Source organism: Arthrobacter sp. TRD_SC_6, assembly GCF_055361185.1.
The window spans coordinates 2,029,300-2,041,441 of record NZ_CM143953.1; the positions used below are offsets into that span (position 1 = coordinate 2,029,300).

Annotated in this window: 12 protein-coding genes; 10 read left to right on the forward strand and 2 right to left on the reverse strand. The window is 64.7% G+C overall.

What is annotated here, in order from left to right:
• Positions 1-112: 112 nt before the first annotated feature.
• From ACWA1U_RS09625 to ACWA1U_RS09650, 6 genes are all read left to right on the forward strand, one after another.
• Positions 113-610, forward strand: coding sequence for a GNAT family N-acetyltransferase (locus ACWA1U_RS09625; protein ID WP_463721984.1), 498 nt, complete (start codon positions 113-115; stop codon positions 608-610).
• A gap of 83 nt (positions 611-693) precedes the next feature.
• On the forward strand, positions 694-990 hold the full coding sequence (gatC, locus tag ACWA1U_RS09630) for an Asp-tRNA(Asn)/Glu-tRNA(Gln) amidotransferase subunit GatC (RefSeq protein ID WP_463721985.1): 297 nt from the start codon (positions 694-696) through the stop codon (positions 988-990).
• A gap of 3 nt (positions 991-993) precedes the next feature.
• The gene (gene gatA, locus ACWA1U_RS09635) at positions 994-2,505 is read left to right on the forward strand and encodes an Asp-tRNA(Asn)/Glu-tRNA(Gln) amidotransferase subunit GatA (protein WP_463721986.1); all 1,512 of its coding nucleotides are present in this window, start codon (positions 994-996) and stop codon (positions 2,503-2,505) included.
• A complete protein-coding gene (gene gatB, locus ACWA1U_RS09640) occupies positions 2,506-4,020 on the forward strand; it encodes an Asp-tRNA(Asn)/Glu-tRNA(Gln) amidotransferase subunit GatB (protein ID WP_463721987.1) in 1,515 nt (504 codons plus the stop codon).
• A 137-nt stretch (positions 4,021-4,157) separates the two neighbouring features.
• Entirely contained in the window at positions 4,158-5,054 is an 897-nt protein-coding gene (locus ACWA1U_RS09645; RefSeq protein WP_463721988.1) for an aminoglycoside phosphotransferase family protein, read from the forward strand.
• Positions 5,051-5,791, forward strand: coding sequence for a hypothetical protein (locus ACWA1U_RS09650; RefSeq protein WP_463721989.1), 741 nt, complete (start codon positions 5,051-5,053; stop codon positions 5,789-5,791). Before ACWA1U_RS09645 ends, ACWA1U_RS09650 begins: the two co-directional genes overlap by 4 nt.
• Positions 5,792-5,815: 24 nt before the next feature.
• Here the strand turns inward: ACWA1U_RS09650 and ACWA1U_RS09655 are convergent, their stop codons facing one another.
• A complete protein-coding gene (locus ACWA1U_RS09655; RefSeq protein WP_463721990.1) occupies positions 5,816-6,634 on the reverse strand; it encodes an acyltransferase domain-containing protein in 819 nt (272 codons plus the stop codon).
• Between the two features lie 132 nt (positions 6,635-6,766).
• Here ACWA1U_RS09655 and ACWA1U_RS09660 point away from each other — a divergent pair, with 132 nt between their 5' ends.
• The 4 genes from ACWA1U_RS09660 (at position 6,767) to ACWA1U_RS09675 (ending at position 10,391) form a co-directional block, all read left to right on the forward strand.
• Positions 6,767-7,885: an NAD(P)/FAD-dependent oxidoreductase gene (locus ACWA1U_RS09660; protein ID WP_463721991.1), complete on the forward strand. Its 1,119-nt coding sequence runs from the start codon at positions 6,767-6,769 to the stop codon at positions 7,883-7,885.
• A gap of 87 nt (positions 7,886-7,972) precedes the next feature.
• Positions 7,973-8,455: a cation:proton antiporter regulatory subunit gene (locus ACWA1U_RS09665; RefSeq protein WP_463721992.1), complete on the forward strand. Its 483-nt coding sequence runs from the start codon at positions 7,973-7,975 to the stop codon at positions 8,453-8,455.
• Positions 8,456-8,462: 7 nt separating this feature from the next.
• A complete protein-coding gene (locus ACWA1U_RS09670; protein WP_463721993.1) occupies positions 8,463-9,641 on the forward strand; it encodes a cation:proton antiporter in 1,179 nt (392 codons plus the stop codon).
• 210 nt (positions 9,642-9,851) lie between these two features.
• Positions 9,852-10,391: an AMIN-like domain-containing (lipo)protein gene (locus ACWA1U_RS09675; protein ID WP_463721994.1), complete on the forward strand. Its 540-nt coding sequence runs from the start codon at positions 9,852-9,854 to the stop codon at positions 10,389-10,391.
• A 129-nt stretch (positions 10,392-10,520) separates the two neighbouring features.
• On the opposite strand, the gene hutH is transcribed toward ACWA1U_RS09675, so the two are convergent.
• Complete coding sequence (gene hutH, locus ACWA1U_RS09680; RefSeq protein WP_463721995.1) at positions 10,521-12,086, reverse strand: histidine ammonia-lyase; 1,566 nt, start codon at positions 12,084-12,086, stop codon at positions 10,521-10,523.
• Between the last annotated feature and the right edge of the window lie 56 nt (positions 12,087-12,142).

A 12,142-nucleotide genomic window follows, 5' to 3' on the forward strand; every position in this document is an offset into this window, starting at 1 on the left:
GAGTTTGCACCCAGCATCTTCGAAAATCTTCAACCGGCTCCATCGACTTCGAATAGGGTTCTCGAGTGGGCGAAACATTATTCGAAGTCACCAAGGGACAAAGGCTCCGCACATGAACCTCACCATCCGTCGCGTCACGGAAGAAGATTACGACGAGGTGCGCCGGATCACGCGCGAGGCTTACTTTGAAGCGGGCTACTTCCACGACACAGATCACCCCTACATGCAGGTGCTTTCCGACGTCGAACACCGGGCACAACACGCGGAGGTCTGGGTGGCCGAACAGGACGGCGTCGTCGTCGGCTCCGTCGCCATCACCTTCGAGGGCCAGCGTTACACCGACATCGCCATTGCAGGGGAACTTGAATTCCGGATGCTCGCCGTGGACCCGAAAACCCAACGTGGGGGAGTGGGCCGCCAGATGGTCCAATGGATCATCAATTACGCGCGCACCCTTGAGGGAATCGATGCGGTCAGCCTGACCAGCGGATCGGACATGGTGCGTGCCCACCGGCTGTATGAATCGCTCGGCTTCGAACGTGTACCGAGCCGCGACTGGTGGGTCCCCGACGAAGAGATTCACTTGTGGGTGTTTCGCCTGGCGCTGTAACCGGACAGCACTGTCACCGCTCCCGCATAGACTAGAACCCGAAACCACAGCCGTACTCAAGTATCGTCAGTTCCTGGAGAAACATGCCCGAGATCACCCGTGAGGACGTCGCGCACCTGGCACGGCTCGCCCACATCGACATGAGCGCCGAAGAGTTGGAGCGGATGAGCGGCGAGCTCGCCGTCATCGTCGACTCCATCAAGGCCGTCAGCGAAGTTGCGGGCGACGACATCCCCGCAACCAGCCACCCCATCCCGCTCAGCAACGTGTACCGCGATGACGTCATTGGCGAAACACTCACCAACGAGGAAGCCCTTCTCGGTGCCCCCGACAATGCGGACGGCCGCTTCAAGGTGCCCGCAATCCTGGACGGAGAGTAGACCATGACAGATCTCACCAGGCTCAGCGCTGCCCAGCTCGCAGACAAACTCACATCCCGCGAGGTGTCCGCCGTCGAAGCCGTCCAGGCACACCTTGACCGCATCGGTGAAGTGGACCCGGCCATCAACGCCTTCCTCCACGTCAACACCGATGAGGCACTCCGCGTCGCCTCTCAGGTGGACACTGAAAGAACACGGACGTCGACCTCCGCTGATTCATTGCACCCGCTCGCCGGCGTCCCCATCGCCGTCAAGGACCTCATCGTCACCAAGGGCCAACCCACCACCGCCGGATCCAAGATTCTCGAAGGCTGGCACAGCCCGTACGACGCCACGGTTGTCCGCAGGCTCCGCGACGCAAAAATGCCGATTCTCGGCAAGACCAACCTCGATGAATTCGCGATGGGTTCCTCCACCGAACACTCGGCCTACGGACCCACCCGCAACCCGTGGGATCTCGACCGCATCCCCGGCGGATCCGGTGGCGGATCAGCTGCAGCCGTTGCTGCCTTCGAAGCACCGCTGGCCCTCGGCACGGACACCGGCGGTTCCATCCGCCAGCCCGGCGCAGTCACCGGAACCGTGGGCGTCAAACCCACGTACGGCGGCGTTTCCCGCTACGGTGCCATCGCCATGGCCTCCTCCCTCGACCAGATCGGGCCTGTTTCCCGGACGGTCCTGGACTCCGCTCTCCTCCACGAAGTGATCGGCGGCCACGACCCACACGATTCAACCTCCCTCACGGACCCGGTCGGCGCGCTGGTCGAGGCCGCCCGCAACGCCGATGTCAAAGGCATGCGGATCGGCGTCATCAAGGAACTGCAGGGCGAGGGCTACCAGGACGGTGTTCAGGCCCGTTTCACCGAAGCACTGGACCTGCTGCGCCAGGCCGGCGCCGACGTCGTCGAGGTTTCCTGCCCCAACTTCCGGTACGCCCTCGGCGCGTACTACCTGATCATGCCCTCGGAAGCCTCGAGCAACCTCGCGAAGTACGACGGCGTGCGGTTCGGTCTGCGCGTAGTGCCAGACGGCGCCCCCACCATTGAGCGGGTCATGGGCGCCACGCGCGCCGCAGGCTTCGGCGACGAGGTGAAGCGCCGCATCATTCTCGGCACCTACGCCCTGAGCGCAGGCTACTACGACGCCTATTACGGCTCTGCCCAAAAGGTCCGGACGCTGATTCAACGGGACTTCGACGCCGCCTTCGGCCATGCCGACGTCCTGATCTCGCCCACTGCTCCCACCACCGCCTTCAAGCTGGGGGAGAAGCTCGACGACCCACTGGCCATGTACCTCAATGACGTCGCCACCATCCCCGCGAACCTGGCCGGCGTCCCCGGTATCTCGGTTCCCGGCGGTCTGGCTGACGGACTGCCGGTCGGCATCCAGTTTCTTGCACCGGCCCGGCAGGACGCACGGCTCTACCGTGCGGGCGCCGCACTTGAAGCGCTGCTCGAAGATACGTGGGGCGGACCGTTGCTGGCACAGGCACCCGAGATTGCTGGAGTGAAATAAATGAGCGCTGCAACCGCTGACATCCTGTCCTTCGATGAGGCCCTCGAGAAGTATGATCCGGTGCTCGGGTTCGAGGTTCACGTTGAACTGAACACCCGCACCAAAATGTTCTCCTCGGCGCCGAACGCCTTTGGGGACATCCCGAACACCAACGTCACACCGGTGGACCTCGGCCTGCCTGGCGTCCTCCCGGTGATCAACCGGGTGGCGGTGGAGTCATCCATCAAGATCGGCCTGGCGCTGAACTGCAAGATCGCCGAGAGGTGCCACTTCGCCCGGAAGAACTACTTCTACCCGGACACCCCGAAGAACTTCCAGACCTCGCAGTACGACGAACCAATCGCCTACGACGGTTCGATCGACATCGAACTCGCCGACGGAACCGTGTTCACCATCGAGATCGAGCGCGCCCACATGGAGGAAGACGCCGGAAAGCTCACGCACATGGGCGGCGCCACCGGACGCATCCAGGGCGCTGAGTTCTCCCTCGTGGACTACAACCGGGCGGGCGTTCCGCTGGTTGAAATCGTCACCAAGCCAATCGTCGGAGCCGGTGAGCGCGCACCCGAACTGGCGAAAGCCTATGTCGCTGCCATCCGTGAAATCGTCAAGAACCTCGGCGTCTCCGATGCCCGGATGGAGCGCGGCAACGTCCGCTGCGACGCTAACGTCTCCCTCAAGCCCAAGGGCCAGGAAAAGTTCGGCACCCGCACCGAGACCAAGAACGTAAACTCGCTCCGCGCCGTCGAGCACGCCGTCCGCTACGAGATCCAGCGGCACGCGGCCGTCCTCGATTCGGGGGAACTCATCACCCAGGAAACACGGCACTGGCACGAAGACACGCGCTCGACGACGTCCGGGCGCCCCAAGTCCGACGCCGACGACTACCGCTACTTCCCGGAGCCTGACCTCGTCCCCGTGGTCACCGACGAAGCCTGGATCGAGAAGCTCCGCAGCGAACTGCCCGAACCTCCGGCTGCACGCCGCAAACGACTCCAGGCTGACTGGGGTTACTCAGATGCCGAATTCCGTGACGTCGTCAACGCGGGTGTCATGGATGCCATCGAAGAAACCGTCGCTGCCGGCGTCAAGCCCGCAACCGCCCGGAAATGGTGGATGGGTGAGATTTCCCGCCGCGCCAAGGTTGCCGACGTCGAACCTTCCGAATTGGGCGTAACGCCCGCGTTGATCGTTGAACTGCAGGGGCTGATCGACGCCGGCAAGATCAACGACAAGCTCGCCCGTGTTGTGCTCGACGGCGTGCTCGCTGGTGAAGGAACACCAACGGAGGTCGTCGCGCAGCGCGGCCTTGAGGTGGTGTCCGACGACGGCGCGCTCCTCGAAGCGATCGATGGCGCCCTTGCGGCCCAGCCCGACGTCGCCGAGAAGATCCGGGGCGGGAAACTTCAGGCGGTCGGTGCGATCGTCGGCGGCGTGATGAAGGCTACCCGCGGCCAGGCAGACGCCGGACGGGTGCGGCAGCTGATCCTGGAGCGTCTCGGCGTCGAAGGCTAGCCCGAGGGCGCGGGCTTTCGAACCGGACCTAATTGGACCGGACTTGATTGGGACAGTGACGGGGTCAACCTGGACAGGAGTGAGCGAAATACCGCTCACCTTTGCCCAGGTTGCTCCTTGCAGAAGGTGAGGATGCCATGGCGAACATGCCCGCTGCAGAGGTGGACGTCACCGCCGGACTGGTTGGGCAGTTGCTCAGCGAGCAACATCCGGACCTCGCAGGGTTGCCGCTCACACAAGTCGCCAACGGCTGGGACAACGCGATCTTCCGGCTCGGTGATGGCCACGCAGTCCGGCTGCCCCGCAGGGAGGCCGCAGCTGAACTGATCCGCAACGAGCAGCGCTGGTTGCCGCAACTGGCTACGGGCCTCCCCACGGTGACGCCCGTTCCGCTGCGGACCGGCGCGCCGTCGTCGTACTACCCCTGGCACTGGACTATCACGGCGTGGCTCGACGGCACACTCGCCGCCCACGTGACCGTACCTGACCGCACGGCGTGCGCCGAGCAGCTGGCCGACTTCCTCATCGCGTTCCAGCGGAAATCGCCCAGCGACGCACCGCACAATCCGGCGCGCGGAGTGCCGTTGGCCACCCGGAGCGCTGCTGTGGAGCAGAGAATTGCCAGCGCTGGCCTGCCCGCCGGGATCGCCGGACTGTGGGCCGAGCTTCGTGACCAGCCTGCCTGGAACGGACCGGCGCTTTGGCTCCACGGAGACCTGCACGTGGCGAACATCGTGCTGGACGAACGGAATCAGCTCGCAGGGGTCCTGGACTTCGGCGATCTCACCAGCGGTGATCCGGCCACAGACCTTTCCGCCGCCTGGCTGGTTTTCGATCACGAAGGCCGCCGCCGGTTCATGGACCGGGTCAACCGTGAACGGCCGACAGATCCTGCGACCTGGCAGCGCGCCCGCGGATGGGCACTATGTATCGCCTCCGCCATGGCAGCGCATTCCGATGACAATCCCCAGTTCCAGGCGTTAGGCCTGGACGCACTCGAAGCCGTACTCACAGACGAAGGACCAACGCGATGAAGTGGACACACGTTTCCCGGGTCCAGACCGAAGGAGACAATCACATCATGGAGGACGCCTGCGGCTACCGCGACAACGCTGCATGGATGATCGACGGCGCAACCTCCCTCCTGGAGGAACTGGACCTGCCCGGAGCGTCAAATCCTTCCTGGTACGCGCAGGTCCTGAACCTCGCCCTCGCTGAATGCGCGGGTTCGGTCAACCCGAGGGAGGTCCTCGCAGCCGCGCTGGCGAAAGTGGACGAGCTTGGGCACGACCTGGTGGGGGAGGAGTCCCAGCGATTCCCCAGTGCCGCGGTGTCGCTGGTAACGAACGACGACGACGGCACCCTCCACGTCCTCAGCCTCGCCGATTGCCACGTGGTTGCGGCCCTCAACACAGGCGGAGTGCATCACGTGGGCGTGGGCATCAGCGAACCATCAGCGACGCGTGACGAGTTGCGCAAGGCGCGCCTTGAACGAAACACCCCGAACGGTGTCTGGGTTGCCCGGCGCGAACCGGCCGCGGCAGGCCACGCCCGGCTGGTTACGGTGGAGCCGGCGCACCTCGTGGCGATGGCCTCCGACGGAGCGTGGCGCGCCGTCGACCTTGGGCTGGTTGCCGGTCCCCAGGAATTCCTCGAGGCTGTGCAGACGCCGGCGGGAGCGCAGGAGCTGATGCTGATGCTGCGCACCACCCAGGACGAAATCGGGGAAGCCGCTGACGATGCGTCGGTACTCTGCGTGGCGCTCGGCTAAACCCGGAAGGGAAGAGAAAAGACGTCAGAGCTTGAGGTAGCCGGCGGCCCCAAGCACTGGGGTGCCGGCGTCGTACAGGTCGAGTACTGCACGCTGCACAGAGGAGGCCCGGGGCAGGGCTGCGAGTTTCGCAGTGTCCCGTGTGCGGAAGACGAAGTACAGTGCGTCCGTAGGGTCTTGCCCCTGCGTCTTGATGAAAGTGAAACGGTCAGCAAAGCGCGCAACGTTGGAGGTGCCAGACAGTCTGGGCCGCAGCCTGGGATCCAGAATCCATGATGCGCACGTGGCAAAAGTTGCGCGGACTTCCGGGTAATGCACAGGGAAAAAATGGAGTGCTTCGGCGAACGCCGAGTCAACCGCCTCCGGTGAAAGTGACTCGCCCGTCTCGGGGATGTGGACCCCCAACGCATAAGCGCCCTCACCGCCGGGCAGCGGCTCCTCCGGCTGGTACAGCATGAACTGTAGTCTTCCCAGTTGGAACATGGTGCCGCGTGCGTGCAGTACCAGCCAGCGCCAGGTCTCACACCCAAACTCCCCGTGCACCCTGCGGTGCAGCGCGAAATGCCTGCCCCAGTCCGCAAGCGATTCCCCGATGACCTCCTGCGGGATTTGCCGCGAGCGATACCAGGCCAGCAGCTCCGGCACGAAACGCAGTAGCGCTGACATCCACGCCTCTTCCGGATGGTCCGGCAATGACGACTTCTCGGCCATGCGCCCGAGACCACTACGCAGGACGTCCAATGCGTGAAGGACTTCGGGGCTCGCGCCGCCGGCGGCCAGTTCATGGCACAGTGCGTAGTCCTCGGGCTGGAGTCCGAGCAGGTCAAGGGGATCCCGGGTCACGGTAGCCTTCCGTTTCTTGGGTGCAACCGCGGACGGCGGATGCTTGAGTCTGTTAGAACAGTACCTAACGCTCCGGTGATTGACGCTCCCATGCCGGACTATCCGAGTTGCTCGAAACCAGGCAGGTGCACCGTGGCTTTGACAGCAGACGTCCTCATCGTCGGTGGCGGGATTGCTGGCCTCTCCCTGGCCTCAGCCCTTGCGTCCGGAACACCGGGAGCCTCCGGGTCCGCAGCGGACCCGGCGCATTCGGGGAGCCGGCCCGACGTCATACTCGTTGAACGCGAGCAAACCCTCGCCTACCACACGTCCTCGCGCTCCGCCCGGCAGCTCATCCCCAGTTACGGGCCACCCGATGTCCAGCGGCTGACCCAGCGGACCCTGCAGCTCATCCGCGGGTTCGAACAAATGTTGCCTGCGCCGATTCTTGTTCCCCGTGCGTTCATGCTCATCGGGTCCGAGGACGACGTCGTCGCACACGCCAGCGGGGCCATGGAGAGGATCTCCTGGGAGGATGCCCTCCGGCTATGCCCGCAGGTCGCCCAGTCGGGGTTCGACGCCGCCGGGCTGGACACCACCGCGGTGGGCTCCGACACCGACGCCCTGTTGCGGTATCACCGCGAACAGGCAACGGCGAACGGTGTCGAAATCCTCACCGGCGCTGAAGTCCATTCGGTCCAGCGGCTGCGTAGTGGGTGGGAAGTGGGTGCGGGCGGACATGCCGTGCACGCCGCCGTCGTCGTCAATGCTGCCGGCGCCTGGGCAGATGAGCTCGCCGTGCTCTCCGGGGTGGCGACTCAGGGCCTGCGGCCCTACCGGCGCACTGCCGCCGTCGTGCATGCTGCCAATCCGCTCCCGCCTGATGCTCCGATGGTCGCCGCCGCGGATGACACGTTCTACTTCCGGCACGACGACGACGGCCTGCTGATCTCCCCGGCTGAATCCGTTCCCAGCGTGCCCGAAGACGCGCGCGCCCGGCCGGAGGACGTTGCTGCATTGATCGCTAAGTTGAATCAGCTCACCACGCTCGGAATCGACGGTGTTCACCGGTCCTGGACCGGGCTGCGCACCCAGGCGGCCCACGGTCTGCCCATAGTCGGCTTCGATCCAGAGGCAGAGGGGTTCTTCTGGTTGGCGGGCCAGGGCGGATATGGGTTCCAGACATCTTCGGGCATAGCTGAGCTTGCGGCGGGGATCATCACGGGCGCCCACGGTTCAGAGGAGGCAGCCGCACTTGCTCCCGTGCGGTAGGCGGCCATCCCTGTCACGGCCAGCATTTCGCCAGCGGTGGACAGCACGCCAGGGCCTCCGGTAGCCCCGCAGGACTAGAGTGAAACCATGAGAGTTGAAGAAACACGACTGCCCGGGATCGGTGTCCGAAAAGACATTGTGACCGCATCGGGGCGCCGCATAGGCACCGTCACTCAGCGTGACGGGGAAACCGAACTGATCGTCTCCCGTGCTGATGACCCCGATGCGTGCATGGCCTCGATTCCCCTGACGGCTGATGAAGCGTCCACGCTGGGAAACCTGCTGGGAGCACATCAGGTCGTCGCCCAGCTCACCGAGGAACACCGGGACCTGCCCGGCGTTAACACACGGCAATTCCTCGTTGACGTTGATTCACCGTACGACGGCCGGAAGCTCGGTGACACCAAGATGCGTACCCGGACCAGCGTCTCGCTTGTAGCAGTCCTGCGCAGGGGCCAGGTTCAGGCTTCACCTACTCCTGATTTCACGCTTGCCGCAGGTGATCTGCTGGTAGCTGTCGGAACTTCGGAAGGGCTCGACGCCGCAGCCGAGATTCTGCGCGGCGGCTGAGCCGCCGGTGGAGAATCACAGCGCACTGATCCTTATTGAATTGGGGGCCGTCTTTTTCGGTCTTGGCATCCTAGGCCGCCTGGCCGGGCGGATCGGTCTCTCACCCATCCCGCTGTACCTGGTCGGTGGGCTCTTCTTCGGGCAGGGCGGCTTCATCGAGCTCGGCGGCCTTGAGGACTTCAGCGCGATCGCCAGTGAAATAGGCGTCATTCTCCTCCTGCTGCTGCTCGGGCTTGAGTACACGGCCGGTGAGCTGGTGACGGGGCTGAGGCAGTCCTGGATGGCCGGGGTCCTGGACATCGTGCTGAACTTCGCGCCTGGCGCGGTCATCGCTTTGGTTCTTGGTTGGGGGCCGGTTGGGGCGCTTGTCATGGGCGGGGTCACCTACATCTCCTCCTCGGGCATCATTGCCAAAGTGATCACCGACCTGGGACGGCTGGGCAACCGTGAAACCCCGGTGGTGCTTTCGCTGCTGGTTTTTGAGGATCTCGCGATGGCCGTGTACCTGCCAATCCTCACCACCGTCCTGGCGGGTGTAAGTTTCGCAGGCGGCCTTCAGGCTGTGGGAATTGCGCTGGTTGTCGTCACCATCGTCCTGGTGGTTGCGCTCAAATTCGGCAACGTGGTTTCGGCTGTAGTGGACTCGAAAGATCGGGAAGTGTTTCTGCTGACCCTGCTTGGCGCAGCGCTGCTGGTGGCCGGGGTGGCTTCCGCGATGCAGGTGTCCGCGGCCGTGGGTGCGTTCCTTTTGGGCATCGCCATCTCCGGGGCCACGGCCACCAACGCCACCCGCCTGCTGGAACCTCTCCGCGACCTCTTTGCGGCCATCTTCTTCGTGGTTTTTGGTCTGAACACCGACCCAAACACCATTCCGCCCGTACTCGGCTACGCACTGCTCCTTGCAGCCATCACCTCGGTAACCAAGGTTGCAACGGGGTGGTGGGCAGCCAAACGCCAGGGGGTCGGACGGCTGGGGCGGGCACGGGCAGGAGCCGCACTGATCGCCCGCGGCGAATTTTCGATCGTGATTGCCGGCCTGGCAGTGGCCTCCGGCGCGGTGACCGATGACCTCGCCGCGCTCGCCACCGCCTATGTCCTGCTGATGGCCGTGCTTGGACCTGTTGCCGCCCGGGTCGCTGAGCCGGTCATGAATGCGCTCACCCGCAGGAAACCGCAGCCGGCCTAGCCTCTTCGGAGGCTGGCGCGCAAAGTTTCGGTGAAACACCGTATGACATTACGGCGTCCAGCCGATTGCGATTCAGGGTGCAAAGATGCCTGCAGCGAGGCAGCAGAAACCGCGAAATAACGGTTGTGCGCCGGTACTCAATCCACCGGATCTTTCCAGATCGCATGGCCCTACGATGATCCCACCTATTCCCTAGAAAGGTGGTGCATCGTGCACAAATTCCGTGCGCTACTGGCGGCCCTGCTCCTGATTTGCGGGCTCGGCCTGGTAGCGCCAAGCAGTGCCACAGCCAGCTACTGTGGAATTACCTGGGGCTCACTCGCGAAGAGCAGTGCGGCCCAGACAAGCTCGCCGATAACGAATGTCCGTGCCGGACGTCATGCCTGTTTTGACCGGCTGGTCATCGACGTTCGCGGCAGAGGTGCCGGCTACACCGTGAGGTACGTAAGCGCCGTCGTTGGCGCCTCAGGTAAGGCGACCCCACTGCGTGGTGCCGCTGACCTTCAGGTGACCGTCAACGCTCCGGCGTATGACTCCAGGGGAAACGCAACCTACCGTCCCGCCGTCCGCGCCGAAGCGGTCAATGTCTCAGGGTTCACCACCTTCCGGCAGGTGGCCTTCGTTGACAGCTTCGAGGCGCGCACCACGTTCGGTTTGGGCGTGCGAGCGCATCTTCCGTTCAGGGTCTTCACGTTGGATGGCCCGGGAACGTCCTCGCGCCTGGTCATTGACGTGGCGCACCGCTGGTAAGTCTCCAGCAGTCCCGGTGGGTGTGCAGATATTGAATGGCTCTCCCGGATAAAGCTGCGCCGTTGAAAGCGTGGTTATCTGCACACTCAACGGGCTGGTGGGAGTTGTTCGGAGTGGGGTGAGGCGTAACTATGCGAGCGGCTCCCCAAGAGCGGCTTCCACCGCATCGAGCACGGTTCCGTTCTCCACCAGCCGATAGGCAGCCTCGATCTCGGGTGACAGGTAGCGGTCCGGCCCCGGACCCTCGGCGACCTTCCGGATCTCCAACCGGGCCGCCAAAATGGGAGCGGAACTGCGGGAGGTTTCGACACCGCCATCGCGTAGGTCGAGCGCGCGGGCTGCAGTGAGTAACTCAACAGCAAGCACCCGGGCCAGGCCATCAAGACCGCGGCGCAGCTTGAGCCCCGCAGCCCAGCCCATGGACACGTGATCCTCCTGCATGGCCGAGGACGGAATGGAATCCACCGAAGCAGGCACTGCCAGTCGCTTCAGCTCCGAAACGATTCCCGCCTGCGTGTACTGCGCGATCATGTGCCCGGAATCCACCCCTGGATCGTGGGCGAGGAATGGGGTCAGTCCGTGGTTCCGGCTTTTGTCGAGGAAGCGGTCGGTCCTCCGTTCGCTCATCGACGCGAGATCCGCCACCGCAATGGCCAGGAAGTCCAGCGCATAACCGACGGGTGCTCCGTGGAAATTACCGTTCGACTCCACCCGGCCGTCAACCGTGACCACGGGATTGTCGATCGCCGAACCCAGTTCAATCTCCGCGACCGATTCCACATGCGCCAGGGTGGAGCGCGCCGCGCCGTGGACCTGCGGTGCACACCGCAACGAGTAAGCGTCCTGGACGCGGGTGAACCGGTGCTCGCTGCGTTCCGCCGAATCACGCTGGCCCACCAGCAGGGACCCGGCCAGCACCCGCCTCAAGTTCGCCGCTGAGGCCATTTGGCCGGGGTGAGGGCGCAGCTGGTGCAGATCCTCAGCGAACACGCTGTCGGTGCCGAGCAGGCCCTCCACACTCATGGCGGCGGCGAGATCGGCGGTGCGCAGCAGCCGGTGAAGGTCGGCCGAGGCGAGCACGAGCATGCCCAGCATTCCGTCGGTGCCGTTGATGAGGGCAAGGCCCTCCTTCTCACGCAGTTCCACCGGCGCGATCCCCGCATCAGCGAGAGCGACGTCAGCAGGCAGCAACGCGCCGTCGTCGTTCCTCACCTCGCCCTCGCCCATCAGCGCCAGAGCGACGTGGGAAAGCGGCGCCAGGTCGCCGGAGCAGCCAAGGGACCCATATTCGCCGACCACCGGGGTGATGCCCGCATTCAGCATCGCCGCGTAGGTTTCGGCGACGACGGGCCGTACTCCGGTGCGCCCGGTCGCCATGGTGGAAAGCCTGCCGAGCATGAGCCCGCGGACTATTTCCCGGTCCACTTCCGCGCCCGACGACGCCGCGTGGCTGCGGATGAGGCTCCGCTGCAGGTGGGTGCGCTTTTCCACGGGGATGTGCTTTGTGGCCAAGGCGCCGAAGCCCGTGGACACGCCGTAATGGGGGGTTGGGTCGTCGATGAGGCTCTCGATGACGGAGCGGCTGGCGGACATGGCCTCGATCGCGTCGCTGCTGAGGAGGACCCGCGCGCCGAGCCGCGCGACGGCCACGACTTCGTGAGGCGCCAGCGCGCCAGTACCAACGGTGATCTGCATGGCCACTCCTAGCCGGTTGAGCTGGCAAGTCTTGCTACCTGATCTTGCCAACAGAT